Genomic DNA, 19,255 nt, shown 5'->3' with positions numbered 1-19,255 from the left:
AAAAAAAGAGCGGCGTACGTTAAGGTATGCCGCTCTTTTTTTATGTGTATGCAGAAACTAGAAATTATTCCTTTTTTTCCACTTCTCGTAATCTCTGATTACTTTGCCACCGTCATTGTTGTACCAACTGTAACCGTTGCGGCGTTCGTATCCTATTTTTGATACGGAGTCAACTTTCACTCCGTCGCGATCGCAGAAAAAGGCTTTTCCTGTTTCCAAATCATAGAAACGTGCCCATAAGGGTTCGCAATCAGTGCAACTTACCATACGGTAATCTTTACGACCTTCGCTGTCGGTGAAGTATTCTTTTGTCAGTCCTTCTATTTTGGCCTGTTTGAACCATTCTACAGCTCCTTCTATGGCATTTTTGATCTCTTCGGATGGGCTAGGTAAAGACATGAGCAGTAACACCAGGTTGTCTGACTCTTGTCCGCTCAACGAAGGTAATTCGTAGGCGCGTGCCTTAGCCGGCAAAAGAGTAACATGGTCATGTTGCGCACACCACACGGTTAGTTTGCCGTTGATGCGCACCTGTGTTTTAAGAATGCATTCTATGCCCAAATCAAATGATTTACGTGCCTTTTCTACCATATTTTCAGGTAAGAAAGTGTAAGGTTCCTGCTTCTCGTATACTTTACGGATGAGTTGCAACACATTGAGCATGGCGTTGTCGTTATAGGTTATCTGAGTGTAATAACCTTTAGGACGCGGATAGAACTGGGGCCATCCACCATTTGGGTATTGTGCCTTAAAGAGGTATTCCAATCCGCGTATGACGGCTTTTTTGTAACGTTCGTCTTTCGTGACATTGTATATTCTTGCCAAGTATTGAATTTCGGTGCTGGTAGCTCCGTTATCAATTGTACTTTCGTTTTCGTCTTTTTGGGCAGCGATAACGGCCTTTTTCTCGGCAGCACTGAGTTCGGCTGGCATGTAGATGTTTTTAGGCCATCCACCTGTGTTAAGCTGGTAAAGCAATACATTTTCGGCTATGCGTATAGCTTCTTGCGTTTGGAAAAAACTGTCTTCCAATTTGGGTGCCAGGCGTACCCAGTTTTTGTATTGCTGTTTTTCCTTGTAGCTTACCTCATTTTGTCCGAAAACGGAGGTAATGTGAGCTACAAGTAGTAATGCGATAAGTGTAAATTGTTTCATGATAATTCTTTATTAATAAGCGGCCCGATACTTGCCTTCTTCTTTGTCTTCGAGCATGCTTAGATAAGAGGTGTACCGAGATTCGCTGATGTAATGTTCTTCTATGGCTTTGCGTACAGCACATCCGGGCTCATGCCGGTGCGTGCAGTTGTTGTACTTGCAATGAGCTGAAGCATTGAATATCTCAGGGAAATAATGCCCTATTTCTTCGTCTTCCATATCGAATGTGCCAAACCCCTTGATTCCCGGTGTATCAATGATATAGCCATTGCCGTCTACCGGAAACATTTCCGAAAAGGTAGTGGTATGCATCCCTTTTTTGTGATAAGAAGATATGGCAGCTGTTCTGACTTCTGCTTCGGGCAAAATGGTGTTGATAAGGGTTGATTTGCCAACACCTGAATGACCGGAGAAAAGAGTAACCTTTTCTTGAAGAGCTTCACGTACTTGTTGGATGCCTTCACCCTGTAAGGCCGATATTTTATAACAAGGATAACCGATACTTTCGTAAAGGTTAACTAGTGCGTCCAGATAGTGCAGTTCGTCTTCGTTATAAATATCTGTTTTATTGAATATGATTTTAGCTGGCACTCTGTATGCCTCGGCCGATGCCAGAAAGCGGTCGATGAAAGTCGTTGAGGTTTCGGGGTAGTTGACCGTTACAATCAGCATGCATTGGTCGAGGTTAGCAGCCAATATGTGCGATTGTTTGGATAAGTTTGAAGAGCGGCGGATGATGTAGTTCCTCCGCTCCTCTATTTCATTGATGAAAGCTGTTCCTTCCTGGTTGATGATGATGTGTACATAATCGCCCACAGCCACCGGGTTGGTGCTTCGGATGCCCTTCAAACGGAAATTACCTTTGATTTTACATTCAATGAATCTGCCGTCTTCGGTTTTTACCTGATACCAGCTTCCTGTATTTTTAATGACTAGTCCTCGCACAATTATACGGTCATTATCTCTTTCTCCTTGTCGGCAAGCATATCTTCAACCTTCTTGATAAACTTGTCGTGTATCTTCTGGAGTTTAGCTTCCGCATCTTTTTCTGCGTCTTCGGGCAGACCGTCTTTCAAGCCTTTTTTCAGTGCTTCGATACCGTCGCGACGTGCGTTACGAATACTTATTTTAGCTGTTTCGCCTTCGCCTTTGCATTGTTTCAGCAACTGCTTGCGTCTTTCTTCTGTTGGTTGCGGAATACCCAAACGGATAATCTCACCGTTGTTTTCGGGCATAATACCCAAGTCAGAATCAATAATGGCTTTTTCAATGGCGCGAAACATGTTTTTGTCCCATGGTTTGATGGTGATGGAACGTGCGTCGGGAGTCGATACGGCAGCCACATTGCTGATGGGTACCATACTTCCGTAAGAGTCTACACGGATACCGTCAATGAGTCTGGTACTAGCTTTTCCGGCACGGATATGCGAAAGAGAATCATCCAGATACATAATCGCCATATCCATTTTCTCTTGTGATTCGTTGATACAGTTGTTTACGTCTATCATATAATAGTTATTTATAAATTGCTGCTTTTTACCTAATTTAGAACAAAAGTATATTGTTTTTTGCTCATTTGCAATATTCGGCCGTTAATTGTGCACTAATGTACCGATAGCTTCTCCCTCCATAACTTTTTTGAGGTTGCCCGGAGTGTCCATGTCGAAAACAATGATAGGTAAGTTGTTTTCTTTACACATGGTGGTAGCAGTGAGGTCCATCACTTTTAAGCCGCGGTGATAAATTTCATCGTAAGTGATTTCGGTGAACTTGGTGGCTGTCTTGTCTTTCTCAGGGTCGGCAGTATAGATGCCGTCTACCCGGGTGCCCTTTAGCATGACGTCGGCCTCAATTTCAATGCCGCGAAGAGACGAACCGGTATCTGTCGTGAAAAAAGGATTTCCGGTACCTGCCGAAAGAATTACTACTTCGCCTTTTTCCATGCATTCAATGGCTTTCCATTTGCTGTAAAATTCCCCGATGGGCTCCATGCGAACAGCAGTGAGAACACGTGATTTTACTCCGGCAGATCCTAATGCCGAACTGAGTGCCAAGCTGTTGATAACGGTTGCTAACATACCCATTTGGTCGCCTTTGACACGATCGAAGCCTTTGTTGGCCCCACTCAGTCCGCGAAAGATGTTGCCACCACCAATTACGATGCCTATTTCAACGCCCATAGCGTGTATCTCCTTGATTTGCTCTGCGTATTCGCTCAAGCGCTTTTCATCAATTCCATACTGCTTTTCACCCATGAGGCTTTCTCCACTCAGTTTTAATAAAATTCGTTTATATTTTGCCATATCATTAAAGTTTGTTAGTTTGTGCAAAACTACAATTTTTTATTAGTATATTTGCACAAAAGGACTACTAAACATTTTCAGGATAATGAAAACCTTAACATTGATTTTTGCATTTATACTCTTGCCCCTGACTTCGATGGCACAGACGGGAGGAGATTACTTATCTCAGGTAACAACGGCTATAAGCAATAAGAACTGGGATGAGGCTGTTGGACTATTCTCAAAGGCGATTAAGGCTGATGCTTTTAAATCGGAGATGTACTACCTGACTCAAGTTGATAAAAGCAGTGCTGTTTGCCATCGTTTGGCTTATCAGCTGGCTTCTTTTTATCAAAAAACGAGGAATTACGATAAGGCTTTTCTGTTTTACAAAGAGTTGACGCAACTGCAACCAAATAATGTAAAGTACCTGAACGGTTGTGCCGAAATGGAGGTGATGCGTGGGAAAGAAGAGAATGCTTTGCGCTTATATGAACGAGCGTTGGAGCTGGATCGTGATAACTTGGCAGCCAATATTTTTATAGGGAATTACTATTACCTGGAAGCCGAAAAAGAAAAACAAAAGATTGAAACCGACTTCCGGAAAATAACAACTCCTACACGCATGCAGTATGCTCGTTACCGCGATGCTATCGATGCTGTTGTTTCAAGTAACTATGCCAAAGCGAAAGAGTATTTGCAGAATGTGTTGCGTACTTTTCCCTCGGCCGAGGCTCAAAAAACGCTGAATAAAATTTTGGCGGTGGAAAAGACTGCTAACCGATAAGGCTTTGTGTTGTTTAAACACTGCTTAAACAGTATTTAAAGAATATATTGCACCTCTTTAAATGCGTATTTTCTAAGCGCTCCCTTGTCATCTTTCAACCAAAGATATCCTTCCGGACTTACCGTGAATATTTCCGCTTGGAACTCTCCTGATGCATCGGCGTAGGTATGCATCCCTCTACTTCTGTATAGGGAAGCAAGATATCGGGAGGATATTTCTTCTGTTTCTCCGTTGCTTAATTGATTATAGTACTCCATGAGGCGAAGCATCACAGCTTGCAGGATGTTTTTTCGGTCGTGAACGGTTCCGGTTATTTGCCTGAGTGAAATAGGGTTAGGCGCATCACTGTGAAATGCTTCTTGATTGATGTTTAAGCCGGTTCCGACAATGGTACGGCTAATGGTGTTTCCACTCAAATCGTTCTCAATCAGTATGCCGGCTATTTTCTTATCACAGTGGTAAATATCGTTGGGCCATTTGATAGAAAAGCCTTCTGAGAAACTGTCTAATACTTCTTTTACGGCCAGCGATATGATTTGTGACAATAGAAATTGTTGCTTTACCGCAAGGAATATAGGATAAAGCACTGTGCTAAAGAGCAAATTCATGCCTTCGTCTGACTCCCACTTATTGCCACGCTGCCCACGTCCGGCTGTCTGAAAACCGGCTACAACCGTAGTAAATTGGGCGACAGCCTTTTCGTTACACCAGGAATTAAGTAACAGGTTGGTCGATTCAGTCTGCCCAACATAGCTATTTATAAAGGGTGCAGTTTCAATCCATGGCTTCATATTCGGCACGCATTTTACGGGTAAACTTTTTAAGAACCTCTTCAACGGAATGGTCAATAAGCTGCTTAATCAGTTTATCATCAACATCCATGTTGAGATAAACCCTGTTCCAGTATTTTTTATTGAAATGGCGGGCTCCTTCAATGCCGTCGTATTTTTCACGAAGTTCCAGAGCATATTCCGGATCACATTTCAAAGCAATGGAGTTGCTGCCTTCCAAATCAATGAGAGCAAACATCTTGTCCATGACCTTCAAGACCAGCGCATATTCGTCAAAAGGGAAACCTTCGGTTGCTCCTTTTTTTTGCAAACAATAGTTGCGTGCGGTTTCTATATCCATCGTTTCTTTGTTTTACCACATGGGTGGAAAAAAGGCTTCCCGGATGTGCTCAATGCAGAAATTGCCTTTTTCTCCCACAACTGTTATGATATCAAATCGTACCGGGGTGTCTAGTTGAAAATACCGTATGTAAGCATCGGCCGCTGAAACGGTTCTTCTTATTTTTCTTTTATCAACTGCGGCTTCGGGTTGCGCAAAATCGGTATTCCGGCGAGTCTTAACTTCAGCCACAATTAACTCATTGTCTTTAAAAGCAACGATGTCGAGTTCCAGATGTCCTCTGCGCCAATTCCGGTGCCTGATGACGTAGCCTTGTTTCTCCAGATAGTCAGCAGCCGCTTCTTCTCCTTCTTTACCGAATATATTATGCTCTGCCATGGTTGTTTTTTGCAAATTTACTCTTTTTATTCTTTGAAATTAACAAAGTAAAAGTAATTTTGCAGAGAATATGAGAAAGAGAGATAAAAAGTGCGTAAAAGCAACATTAGATGAACCCAAACGTACTCAGCGTATGACTTGTTTGCTGAGTGACGATGAGCAGTTGATTGTTGACCGGTATCTGGAAAAATACAAGATCAGCAATAAATCGCGTTGGTTTCGTGAAACAATTCTCATGTTTATTCACAAGAATATGGATGAAGATTATCCGACTTTGTTCGGTGAACATGATATGAGGCGCTGATGATGGTGATGGACGATACTTATTTTATGAAACAAGCTCTGCTCGAAGCCGATAAGGCTGCTGAAAGAGGAGAGGTGCCTGTGGGGGCTGTGGTTGTTTGTCGCGGGCGCATCATAGCACGTGCGCACAACTTAACGGAGACGCTGAACGATGTCACTGCGCATGCTGAGATGCAAGCTATTACGGCTGCTGCAAATGTGTTGGGCGGCAAATACCTGACCGATTGTACGTTGTATGTGACTGTGGAACCTTGCGTGATGTGCGCAGGTGCCATAGCATGGGCTCAGACGGGACGGCTTGTTTTTGGCGCTGATGATGAAAAAAGAGGGTATCAGCGTTATGCTGCTTATTCGTTACATCCTAAAACAGAAGTGGTTAAGGGCGTTTTAGCGGAAGAAGCCGCCGCCCGGATGAAAGCTTTTTTCCAATCAAAAAGATAATACTTACTTATCTTTTACCTCCTCGTAATCAACGTATTCGCCTTCGTCTTTTGTGAAAAGTTTCTTGCGTTTGCCGCTGGCTGTTGTATTCTCTTCCTGCGACTGGTTATTCTGTCCTTCGTGTGATTGATTCATGCGTGAGGTGCTTCTTCTTCCGAATCCAAAAATGGCTCTTACAATACTGCCTACAATAGATAGTCCCAGTACCAGAATGAAAACCACGAGGATAAATAAAAATAAAAGTATATACATTTGCTAACTGTTTTTTTAGTTCTTGTGGCAAGAAGCGTGCCAAAAAGAATCGTTACTTCTTTTTTCTTGTTAATAAAGACAATAGAATGTACCAGGCAATAACGGCAGAGAAACCACTGATTCCCAAAAAGACAAGTAACAGAGCGGCAATAATCAGGAATATAAAACTGATTTTATTGTCTTTCCATGATAGGTTCTTGAATTTGAGCGAGAACATAGGGATTTCCGCTATCATTAACCAAGAGAACAGCAGAATCATTATGATTAGGAAGAATACATGCGTAGGACTGGAAGTGATATAGCCGTGTTCGCTTGCAATGAGGGCTCCCCAGAAAAGAGCATTGGCAGGAGTGGGTAAACCTACGAATGAACTGGTCTGCCTCTCGTCAACATTGAATTTAGCCAATCTTAAAGCTGAGAACACAGCTATAAGAAAAGCGACGTACGGCACAAAAACGGAAATGCCTGACAAAAAGTCGGGATATGGCATTTCTTTTAGCAGTGAAAATAACATGAGAGCCGGAACGAGTCCGAAGCTGATATCGTCTGCCAGAGAATCAAGTTCCTTTCCGATAAGCGACGGAGCTTTCAACACACGAGCTAGCATACCGTCAAAGAAATCAAAGATTGCGCTGAGTATGATAAAGACGAGTGCCCATTCATATTGGGCTTCAAATGCCATAACACTCGCAATACAGCCGGAGAATAAGTTCAGACAGGTTACGGTGTTCGGTATATGGCGGGTTATTGCATTTGCCATGGATGTATTACTTTAATTTAGCTATAATTGTTTCGTTACCGGTGGTGATTTGTTCCAATGTAACACATATTTCAGTATCTAACGGCAGATAAACATCTACGCGTGACCCGAATTTGATGAATCCCATGTGCTCATCGATGTAGCATTCTTCACCAGCCTCAGCATAAGTTACGATGCGGCGTGCCATAGCACCGGCTATCTGACGTGCCAGCACTTCCTTTCCTTCGGGAGTTTCAATAACAATTGTAGAACGTTCATTGTCGGTACTGGCTTTAGGCAACCAGGCTTTCATAAACTTACCGTTTTGATGTCCTACCATTTTTACCGTACCATCTACCGGATACCAATTGGCATGAACATTGAGGATGCTCATGAAGATAGAAACCATGATACGATTATCTTTGAAATATTCGCTTTCGTACACCTCTTCTATGGCAACAATCTTGCCATCGGCAGGGGCAACGACTATTTTCTCTGTTTCTTGACCGAAAAGACGTATGGGGCAACGGAAGAAGTTGACCATTAATAAGTAGATGGTTATGCTCAGAGCAGCCACCAGGTAGAATGGTATTTTACATTCAAAACCGTAGTATAATGCTGCATTCACTCCCAATAAGATGATAAGCGCACCAATTAGAATATGTGTTCCTTCATGGTGTATTCTTATCTTTTTCAGTTTTTTTAATCGACCCATTTATGCTAATTAATAGAATTGTTTGCAAAAGTATGCTTATTTTAAAAATCAAGCAAGTAAATAAGGAGAGAAATGCGCTGTGTTGATAACTTTTTGCCAAATGTTTTTGTTAGTAGTGCCAGACGTTGTATTTTTACGCTGATTCATTTTATATAGGAGATTAGTAAGATATGATAGACTTTGTACACTTGCATGTTCACACGCAGTATTCACTTCTCGATGGTCAGGCCAGTGTCAGCGCGCTGGTTGACAAGGCGATTGCCGATGGTATGAAGGGGATAGCGGTGACCGATCATGGAAGCATGTTTGCCATTAAGGAGTTCTGTAATTACGTGAACAAGAAAAATGGTCCCGTTAATGGTGAAATCAAAGACCTGAAAAAACAGTTGGTACTGCTGGAGAAAGAGGAAGATAGTGCCGATAGACAAGAACGGATTGCTGAATGTAAAGCGAAACTGGAAGAGGCTAAAAGCCGCATCCTCAAACCGATTATAGGCTGTGAAATGTATGTGGCACGCCGCTCGATGGATAAAAAGGAAGGAAAACCCGACCAGAGTGGTTATCACTTGGTGGTGCTTGCCAAGAATAAAGTGGGATACCACAATTTGATAAAGTTGGTATCTCGTGCTTGGACGGAAGGATATTATATGCGCCCGCGTACCGACAGGAGCGAATTGGAGAAATATCATGAAGGGCTGATTGTTTCAACGGCTTGTTTGGGAGGAGAAGTTCCCAAAAAGATAACTCAGGGTTTGTACGAGGATGCCGAAGAAGCAATCAGGTGGTACAAGAATTTGTTTGGTGATGATTTCTATCTGGAAATGCAACGCCACAAAGCGACTGTGGCCAATGCCAATCATGAAGCCTATCCGCTGCAGGAGAATGTGAACAAACATTTGATTGAGCTTTCCAAAAAATATGGTGTCAAGCTGATTTGTACCAACGATGTACACTTTGTAAGTGAAGAACATGCGGAGGCGCATGACCGCTTGATTTGCTTGAGTACGGGGAAAGACCTGGATGATCCGAACCGTATGTATTACACCAAGCAGGAGTGGATGAAAACCCGGGCAGAGATGGCTGCTATTTTTGCCGACGTGCCCGAAGCGTTGAGTAATACGGCTGAGATACTTGATAAGGTGGAGATGTATTCCATTGATCATGCACCGATTATGCCTACTTTTGCTATCCCGGAGGACTTTGGAACGGAGGAGGGCTACAGGCAAACCTATTCTGAAGAAGATCTTTTTAATGAATTTACCCGTGATGAGAATGGAAACGTAGTACTATCACAGGAGGCTGCGGAAGATAAGATTCAGAAGTTAGGAGGGTATGACAAGTTGTACCGTATTAAATTGGAAGCCGACTACCTGAAGAAACTAGCTTTTGACGGAGCTAAAAAAAAATATGGCGATCCTTTAGCGGATGATGTGATGGAGCGGCTTGTGTTTGAGTTGCACATCATGAAGACAATGGGTTTCCCGGGTTACTTCCTGATTGTGCAGGATTTCATTGCTGCTGCCCGAAATATGGGTGTGTCGGTGGGACCCGGACGCGGATCAGCAGCTGGATCGGCTGTGGCTTATTGCTTGGGAATTACGCAGATTGACCCCATTGAATATGATTTGCTGTTCGAGCGTTTCCTGAACCCTGACCGTATTTCTCTGCCTGATATTGATATCGATTTTGATGATGACGGGCGAGGAGAGGTGTTGCGCTGGGTGACTGATAAATATGGAAAGGAGAAGGTGGCGCACATCATTACGTATGGCACCATGGCTTCCAAGCTAGCCATCAAGGATGTGGCGCGTGTGCAGAAACTTCCGCTGTCAGAGTCCGACAGGTTGGCTAAATTGGTGCCCGATAAGATTCCCAATCAAAAATTAAATCTGAAGAATGCCATTGCGTATGTGCCCGAACTGCAAGCGGCTGAAATGTCGTCAGACCCGCTGGTACGCGATACCATTAAGTATGCCAAAATGCTTGAAGGAAATGTTCGTGGCACGGGTGTGCATGCCTGCGGAACAATTATTTGTCGTGACGACATTACGGATTGGGTGCCTGTAAGTACGGCTGATGACAAGGAAACGGGCGAAAAGATGCTGGTTACCCAGTATGAAGGTTCTGTTATTGAAGATACGGGACTGATCAAAATGGACTTTCTGGGTCTGAAAACGTTGTCGGTTATCAAAGAAGCAGTCGAGAATATCCGTTTGCATCGTGGCATAACACTTGATATTGATACGATTTCCATTACTGACCCGGCTACTTATAAGTTGTACAGTGAGGGTCGCACCATCGGTACTTTTCAGTTTGAATCGGGTGGTATGCAGAAATATCTCAAAGAGCTAGAGCCTTCTACCTTTGAGGACCTTATAGCCATGAATGCTTTGTACAGACCGGGTCCAATGGATTACATTCCCGATTTTATTGATCGTAAACACGGAAGGAAGCCCATTGAGTATGACATACCCGTCATGGAGAAGTACCTCAAAGATACATACGGCATTACGGTTTATCAGGAACAGGTCATGCTTTTGTCGCGCTTGTTGGCAAACTTTACGCGTGGTGAATCTGATGCGCTTCGTAAAGCAATGGGTAAGAAGTTACGCGATAAGCTGGATCACATGAAGCCGAAGTTTATTGCGGGCGGACAAAAGAACGGTCACGATCCGAAGGTACTTGAAAAGATATGGGGCGACTGGGAGAAGTTTGCTTCTTATGCGTTTAACAAATCGCATGCTACCTGTTACTCATGGGTGGCTTATCAAACAGCATACCTCAAGGCAAATTACCCGGCGGAGTATATGGCTGCCGCCATGAGCCGCAACATTTCAAACATCACGGAAATCACTAAGCTGATGGACGAGTGTAAGGCAATGTCTATTGAAGTATTAGGACCGGATGTCAATGAGAGTAATTTGAAGTTTACGGTAAATGAGGTGGGGAACATCCGTTTCGGACTGGGAGCTGTCAAGGGAGTTGGCGAAGGTGCGGTGCAATGTATTGTTGAAGAGCGCAGAGCGAACGGTCCTTTCCAAGGGATATTCGACTTTGTACAGCGTGTCAACCTCAATGCCTGTAATAAGAAGAACATTGAATCTCTGGCTTTGGCAGGTGGTTTTGATAATTTCCCGGAAATAAAGCGCGAGCAGTTTTTTGCTTTGAATAGCAAGGGAGAAGTGTTTATTGAAGCGTTGATTCGTTACGGGAACCGTTATCAGGTTGACAAGGCAGCAGCTACTAATTCGCTTTTCGGTGGAGATAACGTGGTAGATGTAGCCACTCCCGAAATTCCGTTGGCTCCCCGTTGGAACGATTTGGAAAGACTGAACAAGGAAAGAGAGTTGGTGGGCATCTACTTGTCGGCTCACCCGTTGGATGAATATGCCATTGTTTTGAAGCATGTATGTAATACGCACATGGACGAACTGGATAATAAACCTGCACTGGCCGGACGGGAAATTACGATGGGAGGCATTGTGACCAGTGTGCGCAGGGGAACCAGTAAAAACGGCAATCCTTACGGTATTGCACGGATAGAAGACTATTCGGGCTCAACTGAAATTCCGTTCTTCGGTAACGACTGGATAACCTATCAGGGATATCTGAATGAAGGTACTTTCCTTTACATGAAAGCTCGTTGCCAGCCCAAACAATGGCGCCAGGAAGAGCTGGAATTGAAGATCACGTCAATGGAGTTGTTGCCCGATGTGAAGGAAAGGCTCATTGATAAGATAACGATTACCATTCCGTTGCCCGAGTTAAACAAACAAATGATTGCCGATTTGAGTGTGCTGACCAAGGAACATCCGGGTAATACGGAGTTATATTTCAAGGTAACCGATCCGGAAAATCGTTCGCACGTAGAGTTTCTATCGCGCCCGGTTAAACTGTCGGTTGGCAAAGAGCTGGTGTTGTATCTGGAGGAGAATCCGGAATTAAGTTTTAGCATAAATTGATTTTTTTATGCGTATTATTACACGGTTCTCAAAACTTTAGTAACTTTATCGGTGTTATGCTATTGATGAAAGAATACTATTTTAACTAATATAATTTATAAGAATATGGCTTTAGAAATTACAGACGCTAACGCAAAAAGCGTGTTATCTGACGGAAAACCTGTTGTGATTGACTTTTGGGCTCCTTGGTGTGGTCCTTGTAAAATGGTTGGTCCAATCATTGAAGAACTGGCAAAGGAATATGAAGGACAGGTTGTTATTGGTAAATGTGATGTAGACGAGAATGCAGATTTGCCCGCAGAATATGGTATTCGTAACATTCCTACCGTTTTGTTTTTTAAGAACGGCGAAATTGTCGATAAGCAGGTAGGTGCTGTGAGCAAAGCAGTTTTCGATGCAAAAATCAAAGCATTAATTTAATAAAAAGAACATGAAACAGGAAGAAGACATTCTGCCGGAATACGCAGATGATGAAGAAACTATTGAATTTATCAAGGCGTATTTACCGCAAGAATTGAAAGCTAAATTCTCGGACGATGAATTGCATTATTTCATTGACCTGATTGACGAGTATTACATTGAAAGCGGAGTCCTCGAAGGAGAGCCCGATGCTGACGGTTACGTGGAAATTGATCTTGAAGCAGTGGCCAACTACATTGTTGCTGAAGCAAAGAAAGATGAAATGGGAGAATATGATCCCGAAGAAATCCTCTTTGTCGTTCAGGGAGAGATGGAGTTTGGTGAATCATTGGGGCAGGTGGAATAATCCGGTTTCACAGATTACGAATAATAAAGGGAGAATTGCTTTTAGTGTAAGCTAAGGGTTATTTCTCCCTTTTTTCTTATACTAACCTTTACTTATATTTTAAAAACATGGAAAAAGAAGAAACTGCAAGACTTTTCTACGCCAAACGTTCGTTGGGTGATACGCTGAATTACTCTGTAGATTTTGTGAAAAACAACCTGAAGTGTCTGTTGAAGTTCATGGCACTGCTTATATTACCCTGGAATGTTATTCAAGCCATCCTAATGTGGATGCTTTCGGGAGCTTTAATTGATTTTGCCGCCATCGCTGATTCTACTGACGTGGTTGCAATAGCCGGTTTACTGGGTGTAAAACACCTGCTTTTGTACGGAGGCATGATGCTGGTCTCTGTTGGTGCCGGTACCTGTCTTATCGCTTTGTTTTTCTCACTGTTGAAGTTGAATCACGAAAGAGAAGGCGGATTGGCCGGACTTCGTTTCCAAGAACTGAAACCTCTTTACGTAAGCAACGTGTTTAAGGGACTGCGTTTGTTCGCGTTTCATATCTTACTGGGTCTTGTTATAGCCTTGCTTATGGGGCTTTTGGCCGGTATTTCTCCTTGGGTTGTATTGGCTTTTATACCTTTCTTATTTATATTTATGTTGCCTCTTGCTTTGCTTATGCCGGCTTATATGCTCGAGAAACAATCCTTCTTCAAAACACTTGCCTCGTCATACCGCATGGGCTTCATTACCTGGGGTGGCGTTTTTGCAGTCCTTTTGGTGATGGCAATCATAGCCGGTTTGATACAGTTGGCTGCCAGTGCTCCCTGGTATATTGTTACCATGGTGGAATATGTGTTTTCGTTAAGTGAAAACGCAGCGACAGAGTCTGCGAGTGTTGGCTTCAACATTCTATCAGGCTTCATGGCATTGCTTCTGTTCTTCGGACAGGCTATCGGACTCCTATTTATATATAGCGGAATGGGCTACCAATTTGGGCATGCTTCGGTAAAGTCTCAGGAAATAAAGGTGACGGATCAGATAGACTCTTTCTGAAAAAAGAAAAATATGGCCGTGGCAACTAGTATCAATCCTAGTATGCCATAGAACAGTCGGGCGCGTTTGCGCCCTACGTTCTTTACAATAAACTGCACGTTCTGTGTATTGAAAAACCAGTCCCAATTCAAAACAGCAGCTAGGATAGATACAATGCCGGCTAAGGCAAATAAGCCCTGAACAAAATATTGCGGGCTCATAATTGATTCAGCGTAACAGTCCTGGTTCCGTCTTTCTGCTCTTCAATGCTTACCTTAATGGTGTTTCCCGGAAGTAGTTCTTCAACCAACTCGGGCCACTCAATAAAGCAAAGCGCACCGCTGTAGAAATAATCCTCGTAACCCATGTCGTAAACCTCTTCCAGCTTGTTGATGCGGTAGAAATCGAAATGATAAATTAATTCTGCCGTATCTTCGGAACGGTATTCATTGACAATGGCAAAGGTTGGTGAGGTAATCACATCCGTTACGCCCAGCTCTTCGCATACGGCCTTTACAAACGTTGTTTTACCGGCTCCCATCTTACCGTAAAGAGCAAATACGGTGTTCTCGCCCATTGCAGCGATAAATTCTTTGGCTGCCTCATGTATTTGATCGAGTGATTGAATCTTTATTTCCATATAGGATGCTTTTAATGTTTATTGCTTGTTGATAACTGTTGGATTCTTGTTAATAACTTCCTTTAGTCCTGTTTATAACTTCTTGTTTTCTTCTCTCTGTATTCTGGTTGAAATGCTTTTTGCTACCTTGCAGACAGCGTAAATCAGAATAGAAAAGAAAATGATGGAAGCTCCCGAAGGTACATTCAGAAAGTAAGAAATGAAAAGACCGCCCATGCAACTCAGAAAACCAATGATAACCGATAGCCAGATAATTCGTTTAAACTTATAAGTAAATAGATTGGCCGTCATTTGCGGTATGGTGAGCAGCGATATGGCAAGCACAATGCCTACCATTCGTAAACAGGCTACTATAGTCAATGCGATGAAAAGCATGAGAGTGTATTCAAAGAATGCCACGGGCAAACCTTGAGAACGTGCAAATTCCCTATCGAACGCCACGTGAATGATGGGATGAATGAACAGAGTAAAAAACACGATGAGTACCAATGCCAAAACGCCTAGTATAACCAGATCGGTTACGGTAATGGTTAAGATATTCCCAAAGAGATAAGCCGAAAGATCGGGTGCGAAGCCGGGCGAAAGAAAACTAAACATAACACCCAGCGCCATACCGAGTGTCCAGAACACAGCAATGGCCGAGTCCTCACGCATGTCTTTGCGCTTGCTGAGCCACTCTACACCAAAGGCCGATAAGACAGAGAAAACAGCGGCAGAGAGCAGCGGAGAAATTCCGGTGAACAAACCGATTCCGATGCCGCCAAACGAAGCATGCGTGATGCCGCCACTAATAAAAACCAATCGGCGGGTCACGATGTAAGTACCAATGATGCCGCAGGCAATGCTTGCCAGGAGTCCGCCCAGCAAAGCATGTTGAAAAAAAGTATATTGAATCAGCTCTGTCATATACAGTGATTAGTGTCTTCTTTCACCAATGATTAAAAAAATCTCGTCTTTCAGTTCCGTGGGCAAGTTGATTCCTCTCAACTGAAGACTCCTTACCCAGCCGGCCACGTCGATATCTTGCATGGTGTAAAAAATATCACGAAACTGATCTACCTGATACGGATAATAACTATCGGGATCCTTGCCGATGTATTCGTCCAGGTCTTCGTCATCATAATATTCAATTTCTGTGCTTACTGCAGCCAGTAAGCTATCCTTTTCACATATTTCGTGCTGACCGCAACATTCGGCATCTGCTTCCACAATATCGGGGAAGTCGTTCAGCTCACCTTTTTCTATCTTTTTTTGTATGTTTCTGTTACGTATATAGCCGGCAGTCATCGCTACGATGGCAAGTACCAGTAAACCAATGATCAGTATCCACATAATTAATCAAGAAATTTCTGCAAAGTTACTTATTTAATTGTATTTTTGCACCTTGTCAGAGTTAAAACATGAATAAGAACAAATACGGCACATATAAGTTCGGATTGGTTACGGCATCGGCTTTTGTTATTGCCAATATGATTGGTACCGGTGTATTTACCTCGTTGGGATTTCAACTGTTGGGTACCGCGAACTTCTTTTCGTTGATGTTGTTGTGGCTGCTTGGTGGCATCATTGCCTTGTGCGGCGCGCTGGTGTACGGCGAACTGGGTGCGGTGATGCCTCGCTCAGGAGGAGAGTACCATTATTTGCGCGAAATTTATCACCCGCTTTTGGGATTCATGTCGGGCTGGGCCTCATTGATTGTGGGCTTCGCTGCTCCGGTTGCTCTGGCGTGCATGGCATTAAGCACTTATCTGCATAAAATGTTTCCGGCTTTTAACCCGTTGGTGACGGCAATCACTGTGCTCACCGCGGTAACACTGATTCATGCTTACGATGTAAAAATGGGAGGGACCCTGCAACGGGTGTTTACCTCCTTCAAGATACTCATCATCATCGTCTTTATTATTTGCGGTTTTTGTTTGCCGCCTCACGGACAAGTCGACGGTTTCTCTGCCGCAACGTTCTCTTTCGATGATGTCTTTTCAACAGGATTTGCCGTGTCGCTCATCTGGGTTTATTACGCTTATTCGGGCTGGAACGCCTCAGCTTACATGGCCAACGAAATTCGCGAACCGCAACGCACCATTCCCCGCTCTCTGTTTATCAGTACGGTTATTGTTACCATTTTGTATCTGCTGCTCAACGCCGTGTTTTTATTTGCCGCTCCGGTGGAGGCGATGCAAGGACAAGTGGAAGTGGGACTGATTGCCGCTCGTTATATCTTTGGCGAATGGGGTGGTAATCTGATGGGATTGCTCATTGCTTTGCTGCTGGTGTCGAGCATCAGTTCCATGGCTTTTCTAGGACCCAGGGTGTCGCAAGTCATGGGAGAAGATACGTATATTCTACGTTCCTTGGCTCGTAAATCGGCAGGTGGTACGCCTTTTGTCGCCATTTGGGTGCAGTATGGCATCAGTGCATTACTTATCATTACCGATTCTTTTGAATTGGTTACCAAATACACCGGCGTTACCTTGTCGTTCTTTGCTTTGATGACAGTAGCCGGCCTCTTTGTTCATCGCCATCGTTTCCCTCATGTGGTTCGCCCGTACCGTACGTGGGGCTATCCGGTAGTGCCGCTTCTTTTCATCGCACTCATTCTCTGGTCGGTTGTGTACCTGATTCATGAAGATTACTACAATACGTTTGTGGAGCATACGCAGACGGTGATGTGGATGAGCTTGATGAGCGCCGGCACTTTGCTTTCGGGAATGATGGTTTACGTGATGAATCAATTGATAGTACATTATAAAAAACAGTAAAACAATACGTATATATGAAATCTACGCTGAACTATTTAACATGGAGTTTCGCCTTGCTGCTTGTGGCAGCCTGCGGACAAAAGAAACCTGCTGTGCCCGTGAGTGCATCGGTTGAACAGACCGATACGCTGCCTGCGGACACAACCAAATTAGTTGCCGATGAGGCTCTGACTGATGCTGCACGTTTTGTTGCCGGATTGCCGGTGCGTAACGAAACGAGTCGTTTGTATGAACTCTCGCAATCGGATACGTGGAAAGCCCACGCCCGTAACATGGAGCAGATATGGAATGCTTTTCAGCAAACCGCCCCACGGCTCATTGCTTTCACGGAGAAGGAGTTGAGTGACATCAATGAAAACTGCCATACGGTATTTTATCCCTTTGGCGGTCCGGATTACCTCTTTCCCAACACCTTTTTCCCCGAGATGAATACCTATTTCCTGATCGGACTAGAGAAAACCGGTTCGCAGGTGAAGATAGAAAAGCCTTCTAAAGAGACTTATAAACTCTATCAAAATGCCGTATCGGACATTCTGAATCTCAGCTTCTTCCGCACGGACGACATGAAACAAGAACTGTTTAACGACACCATTGACGGAGTAACGCCTATTATCTCTGTGCTGATGGTACGCTCGGGCAGGGAAATTGTGAGCATCCGTAATGTGCGCCTCACCGAACAAGGCGCAATAGCTGACACGAAAGAAGACGGACAGCCCATCGAACAAGGCGATATGGTTGAGTTTAAGTACTTTCGTCACGGAACCAATAAACTGCAAACGCTTTATTATCTCAAGGCAGATTTGAGTAACGGCGGTTTCCCTCGCAACAAAGCGCTTACGGCTTATGTCAATCAGTTTGACGCAGGCACAACGGTTACGTTTATCAAATCGGCCTCTTACCTGATGCACATGACTTATTTCTCGGGAATTCGTGAAGGCATACTGAACCATACTTCGGCTGTGCTTCAAGATGACTCCGGTATTCCTTTGCCATTTTACGATACAGAGAAGTGGGACGTAACACTTTACGGCACTTTTGAGAAACCCATTTCGATGTTTGGCAAATATGTACAACCCGAATTGCGTGAAGCCTACGAGCAAGCCGACCCCAAACCGCTGAACTTCCGCATTGGATACGCACGCCAGTCGAACTTGCAAATTGCACGCAAAAAATAAAAGCCGCCTGCCAAGTCCCGGCTTCTGTATATACTAACATCAGAATGACCGGTATATAAGGCCAAAGTGCCTGTATACTAAGGTCATTCTTCTTTATAAACAGTTCGTCCCCGCTACCTGTGACGAATGGCCCCGCATGCGGGGACGTAAATCACCGCATGCGGGGACGAAGGGCACAGGTACCTGTGACGAAATAATCATAAGTAGCAAATGACTTAGTTAGCGGGTTGTTTGGGACTATTAGGTGCGTTGCGTTTGGTTATTGAAGAGATGATGAAATCTCTGTTTTCACAACTTAAAACCACCTTCTTTCCTGAATTTAAAATGATATAAAAAGCTTCATGGTAATCACCTACATAAGCGGAATGTTTGCCTAGTTGTTTAGAGTAGAACAAGCCGACGAATCCCCAAAAACCACCACTCCCAAATATCCTGATTCCTGCTTCTTCATTGTATACATCGATATGCTGAATGCAATCTATGGGAAACTTCTTTTTACCGATTGGTCTATAAAGAATCAGTTCAGCTGGAGTTAATGATATGGATAACGGTGTTAGTGCCATCGTGTACGCACTAACAGAAAGTATAACGATGAAGGTAAACAAACACCAAGCTCTATCATGCCAATCATCAGTAAAATTGAAAGAAGCAATCAGGAGAAATAACTCCGTCAACACGAATATAATGCTCAATGTTATGGTTAGTGCCTTTACAGAGCGACTCCAATTTACTGTGTAACGTTTGTCTTTCATTT

Annotated in this window: 24 protein-coding genes; 9 read left to right on the top strand and 15 right to left on the bottom strand. The window is 43.6% G+C overall.

Features of this window, described 5'->3' with window-relative positions:
• Window positions 1–57 precede the first annotated feature (57 nt).
• The 4 genes from pelA to pyrH all read right to left on the bottom strand — a co-directional run bounded on the left by pelA (window position 58) and on the right by pyrH (window position 3,458).
• The gene (pelA, locus tag ACKPCE_RS02105) at window positions 58–1,155 is read right to left on the bottom strand and encodes a pectate lyase (RefSeq protein WP_319504021.1); all 1,098 of its coding nucleotides are present in this window, start codon (window positions 1,153–1,155) and stop codon (window positions 58–60) included.
• 12 nt (window positions 1,156–1,167) lie between these two features.
• Window positions 1,168–2,100: a ribosome small subunit-dependent GTPase A gene (gene rsgA, locus ACKPCE_RS02100; protein ID WP_319504020.1), complete on the bottom strand. Its 933-nt coding sequence runs from the start codon at window positions 2,098–2,100 to the stop codon at window positions 1,168–1,170.
• Between the two features lie 2 nt (window positions 2,101–2,102).
• The gene (gene frr / locus ACKPCE_RS02095; RefSeq protein WP_024995851.1) at window positions 2,103–2,663 is read right to left on the bottom strand and encodes a ribosome recycling factor; all 561 of its coding nucleotides are present in this window, start codon (window positions 2,661–2,663) and stop codon (window positions 2,103–2,105) included.
• An 84-nt stretch (window positions 2,664–2,747) separates the two neighbouring features.
• Entirely contained in the window at window positions 2,748–3,458 is a 711-nt protein-coding gene (gene pyrH, locus ACKPCE_RS02090; protein ID WP_276966558.1) for a UMP kinase, read from the bottom strand.
• Window positions 3,459–3,543: 85 nt separating this feature from the next.
• Here pyrH and ACKPCE_RS02085 point away from each other — a divergent pair, with 85 nt between their 5' ends.
• Complete coding sequence (locus tag ACKPCE_RS02085) at window positions 3,544–4,224, top strand: tetratricopeptide repeat protein (protein WP_319504019.1); 681 nt, start codon at window positions 3,544–3,546, stop codon at window positions 4,222–4,224.
• A gap of 35 nt (window positions 4,225–4,259) precedes the next feature.
• Here ACKPCE_RS02085 and ACKPCE_RS02080 read toward each other — a convergent pair whose 3' ends face one another.
• Genes ACKPCE_RS02080 through ACKPCE_RS02070 form a run of 3 tightly spaced genes read right to left on the bottom strand, consistent with a single transcriptional unit; the run spans window position 4,260 to window position 5,733 of the window.
• Complete coding sequence (locus tag ACKPCE_RS02080; protein WP_319504018.1) at window positions 4,260–5,015, bottom strand: biotin--[acetyl-CoA-carboxylase] ligase; 756 nt, start codon at window positions 5,013–5,015, stop codon at window positions 4,260–4,262.
• On the bottom strand, window positions 4,999–5,355 hold the full coding sequence (locus ACKPCE_RS02075) for an MmcQ/YjbR family DNA-binding protein (RefSeq protein WP_319504017.1): 357 nt from the start codon (window positions 5,353–5,355) through the stop codon (window positions 4,999–5,001). Before ACKPCE_RS02075 ends, ACKPCE_RS02080 begins: the two co-directional genes overlap by 17 nt.
• 12 nt (window positions 5,356–5,367) lie before the next feature.
• Window positions 5,368–5,733 (bottom strand): YraN family protein, encoded by a 366-nt coding sequence (locus ACKPCE_RS02070; protein WP_319504016.1) that lies wholly within the window; start codon window positions 5,731–5,733, stop codon window positions 5,368–5,370.
• 70 nt (window positions 5,734–5,803) lie between these two features.
• Between ACKPCE_RS02070 and ACKPCE_RS02065 the strand changes: the two genes are divergently transcribed.
• Window positions 5,804–6,037 carry a hypothetical protein gene (locus ACKPCE_RS02065; protein WP_024995856.1) on the top strand — a complete coding sequence of 78 codons (234 nt, stop codon included), beginning with the start codon at window positions 5,804–5,806 and terminating at the stop codon, window positions 6,035–6,037.
• 5 nt (window positions 6,038–6,042) lie between these two features.
• On the top strand, window positions 6,043–6,477 hold the full coding sequence (locus ACKPCE_RS02060) for a nucleoside deaminase (RefSeq protein WP_276966568.1): 435 nt from the start codon (window positions 6,043–6,045) through the stop codon (window positions 6,475–6,477).
• 3 nt (window positions 6,478–6,480) lie between these two features.
• Here the strand turns inward: ACKPCE_RS02060 and ACKPCE_RS02055 are convergent, their stop codons facing one another.
• From ACKPCE_RS02055 to ACKPCE_RS02045, 3 genes are read right to left on the bottom strand one after another with little or no spacing between them, the layout of a single operon-like run.
• A complete protein-coding gene (locus ACKPCE_RS02055; RefSeq protein ID WP_276966522.1) occupies window positions 6,481–6,729 on the bottom strand; it encodes a DUF4834 family protein in 249 nt (82 codons plus the stop codon).
• A 52-nt stretch (window positions 6,730–6,781) separates the two neighbouring features.
• Window positions 6,782–7,489, bottom strand: a complete 708-nt coding sequence (gene pssA, locus ACKPCE_RS02050) for a CDP-diacylglycerol--serine O-phosphatidyltransferase (RefSeq protein ID WP_319504015.1) — start codon at window positions 7,487–7,489, stop codon at window positions 6,782–6,784.
• Between the two features lie 7 nt (window positions 7,490–7,496).
• Window positions 7,497–8,183: a phosphatidylserine decarboxylase family protein gene (locus ACKPCE_RS02045; RefSeq protein WP_319504014.1), complete on the bottom strand. Its 687-nt coding sequence runs from the start codon at window positions 8,181–8,183 to the stop codon at window positions 7,497–7,499.
• A gap of 170 nt (window positions 8,184–8,353) precedes the next feature.
• On the opposite strand from ACKPCE_RS02045, the gene dnaE reads away from it, so the two are divergent.
• From dnaE to ACKPCE_RS02025, 4 genes are all read left to right on the top strand, one after another.
• Window positions 8,354–12,145 carry a DNA polymerase III subunit alpha gene (dnaE, locus tag ACKPCE_RS02040; protein WP_319504013.1) on the top strand — a complete coding sequence of 1,264 codons (3,792 nt, stop codon included), beginning with the start codon at window positions 8,354–8,356 and terminating at the stop codon, window positions 12,143–12,145.
• A gap of 93 nt (window positions 12,146–12,238) precedes the next feature.
• Window positions 12,239–12,565, top strand: coding sequence for a thioredoxin (trxA, locus tag ACKPCE_RS02035; RefSeq protein ID WP_324292056.1), 327 nt, complete (start codon window positions 12,239–12,241; stop codon window positions 12,563–12,565).
• 10 nt (window positions 12,566–12,575) lie between these two features.
• Entirely contained in the window at window positions 12,576–12,911 is a 336-nt protein-coding gene (locus tag ACKPCE_RS02030) for a hypothetical protein (protein WP_024995862.1), read from the top strand.
• Between the two features lie 107 nt (window positions 12,912–13,018).
• Window positions 13,019–13,948: a hypothetical protein gene (locus tag ACKPCE_RS02025; RefSeq protein WP_319504011.1), complete on the top strand. Its 930-nt coding sequence runs from the start codon at window positions 13,019–13,021 to the stop codon at window positions 13,946–13,948.
• On the opposite strand, the gene ACKPCE_RS02020 is transcribed toward ACKPCE_RS02025, so the two are convergent.
• The 4 genes from ACKPCE_RS02020 to ACKPCE_RS02005 all read right to left on the bottom strand — a co-directional run bounded on the left by ACKPCE_RS02020 (window position 13,930) and on the right by ACKPCE_RS02005 (window position 15,899).
• Complete coding sequence (locus ACKPCE_RS02020) at window positions 13,930–14,148, bottom strand: immunity 17 family protein (protein ID WP_024995864.1); 219 nt, start codon at window positions 14,146–14,148, stop codon at window positions 13,930–13,932. The genes ACKPCE_RS02025 and ACKPCE_RS02020 overlap by 19 nt on opposite strands.
• Window positions 14,145–14,567 (bottom strand): tRNA (adenosine(37)-N6)-threonylcarbamoyltransferase complex ATPase subunit type 1 TsaE, encoded by a 423-nt coding sequence (tsaE, locus tag ACKPCE_RS02015; protein ID WP_024995865.1) that lies wholly within the window; start codon window positions 14,565–14,567, stop codon window positions 14,145–14,147. Before tsaE ends, ACKPCE_RS02020 begins: the two co-directional genes overlap by 4 nt.
• 72 nt (window positions 14,568–14,639) lie before the next feature.
• Window positions 14,640–15,473: a metal ABC transporter permease gene (locus ACKPCE_RS02010; RefSeq protein ID WP_276994681.1), complete on the bottom strand. Its 834-nt coding sequence runs from the start codon at window positions 15,471–15,473 to the stop codon at window positions 14,640–14,642.
• A gap of 9 nt (window positions 15,474–15,482) precedes the next feature.
• A complete protein-coding gene (locus ACKPCE_RS02005) occupies window positions 15,483–15,899 on the bottom strand; it encodes a phospholipase (protein ID WP_319504010.1) in 417 nt (138 codons plus the stop codon).
• A 68-nt stretch (window positions 15,900–15,967) separates the two neighbouring features.
• Here ACKPCE_RS02005 and ACKPCE_RS02000 point away from each other — a divergent pair, with 68 nt between their 5' ends.
• Both ACKPCE_RS02000 and ACKPCE_RS01995 read left to right on the top strand, forming a co-directional pair.
• Entirely contained in the window at window positions 15,968–17,326 is a 1,359-nt protein-coding gene (locus tag ACKPCE_RS02000) for an APC family permease (protein ID WP_319504009.1), read from the top strand.
• 14 nt (window positions 17,327–17,340) lie between these two features.
• On the top strand, window positions 17,341–18,501 hold the full coding sequence (locus ACKPCE_RS01995) for a hypothetical protein (RefSeq protein ID WP_319504008.1): 1,161 nt from the start codon (window positions 17,341–17,343) through the stop codon (window positions 18,499–18,501).
• A 215-nt stretch (window positions 18,502–18,716) separates the two neighbouring features.
• On the opposite strand, the gene ACKPCE_RS01990 is transcribed toward ACKPCE_RS01995, so the two are convergent.
• Window positions 18,717–19,253, bottom strand: coding sequence for a PH domain-containing protein (locus tag ACKPCE_RS01990; protein WP_319504007.1), 537 nt, complete (start codon window positions 19,251–19,253; stop codon window positions 18,717–18,719).
• Between the last annotated feature and the right edge of the window lie 2 nt (window positions 19,254–19,255).

The organism is Bacteroides graminisolvens, assembly GCF_963666085.1.
Classification (GTDB): Bacteria; Bacteroidota; Bacteroidia; order Bacteroidales; family Bacteroidaceae; genus Bacteroides; species Bacteroides graminisolvens.
This window is presented reverse-complemented; position numbering and strand designations above follow the sequence as displayed.

Coding starts and splice junctions, on each gene's coding strand:
- pelA (WP_319504021.1), bottom strand. CDS start 1,155: ATGAAACAATTTACACTTATCGCATTACTACTTGTAGCTCACATTACC.
- frr (WP_024995851.1), bottom strand. CDS start 2,663: ATGATAGACGTAAACAACTGTATCAACGAATCACAAGAGAAAATGGAT.
- pyrH (WP_276966558.1), bottom strand. CDS start 3,458: ATGGCAAAATATAAACGAATTTTATTAAAACTGAGTGGAGAAAGCCTC.
- ACKPCE_RS02085 (WP_319504019.1), top strand. CDS start 3,544: ATGAAAACCTTAACATTGATTTTTGCATTTATACTCTTGCCCCTGACT.
- ACKPCE_RS02080 (WP_319504018.1), bottom strand. CDS start 5,015: ATGAAGCCATGGATTGAAACTGCACCCTTTATAAATAGCTATGTTGGG.
- ACKPCE_RS02075 (WP_319504017.1), bottom strand. CDS start 5,355: ATGGATATAGAAACCGCACGCAACTATTGTTTGCAAAAAAAAGGAGCA.
- ACKPCE_RS02070 (WP_319504016.1), bottom strand. CDS start 5,733: ATGGCAGAGCATAATATATTCGGTAAAGAAGGAGAAGAAGCGGCTGCT.
- ACKPCE_RS02065 (WP_024995856.1), top strand. CDS start 5,804: ATGAGAAAGAGAGATAAAAAGTGCGTAAAAGCAACATTAGATGAACCC.
- ACKPCE_RS02055 (WP_276966522.1), bottom strand. CDS start 6,729: ATGTATATACTTTTATTTTTATTTATCCTCGTGGTTTTCATTCTGGTA.
- pssA (WP_319504015.1), bottom strand. CDS start 7,489: ATGGCAAATGCAATAACCCGCCATATACCGAACACCGTAACCTGTCTG.
- ACKPCE_RS02045 (WP_319504014.1), bottom strand. CDS start 8,183: ATGGGTCGATTAAAAAAACTGAAAAAGATAAGAATACACCATGAAGGA.
- dnaE (WP_319504013.1), top strand. CDS start 8,354: ATGATAGACTTTGTACACTTGCATGTTCACACGCAGTATTCACTTCTC.
- ACKPCE_RS02030 (WP_024995862.1), top strand. CDS start 12,576: ATGAAACAGGAAGAAGACATTCTGCCGGAATACGCAGATGATGAAGAA.
- ACKPCE_RS02025 (WP_319504011.1), top strand. CDS start 13,019: ATGGAAAAAGAAGAAACTGCAAGACTTTTCTACGCCAAACGTTCGTTG.
- ACKPCE_RS02020 (WP_024995864.1), bottom strand. CDS start 14,148: ATGAGCCCGCAATATTTTGTTCAGGGCTTATTTGCCTTAGCCGGCATT.
- tsaE (WP_024995865.1), bottom strand. CDS start 14,567: ATGGAAATAAAGATTCAATCACTCGATCAAATACATGAGGCAGCCAAA.
- ACKPCE_RS02010 (WP_276994681.1), bottom strand. CDS start 15,473: ATGACAGAGCTGATTCAATATACTTTTTTTCAACATGCTTTGCTGGGC.
- ACKPCE_RS02005 (WP_319504010.1), bottom strand. CDS start 15,899: ATGTGGATACTGATCATTGGTTTACTGGTACTTGCCATCGTAGCGATG.
- ACKPCE_RS02000 (WP_319504009.1), top strand. CDS start 15,968: ATGAATAAGAACAAATACGGCACATATAAGTTCGGATTGGTTACGGCA.
- ACKPCE_RS01995 (WP_319504008.1), top strand. CDS start 17,341: ATGAAATCTACGCTGAACTATTTAACATGGAGTTTCGCCTTGCTGCTT.
- ACKPCE_RS01990 (WP_319504007.1), bottom strand. CDS start 19,253: ATGAAAGACAAACGTTACACAGTAAATTGGAGTCGCTCTGTAAAGGCA.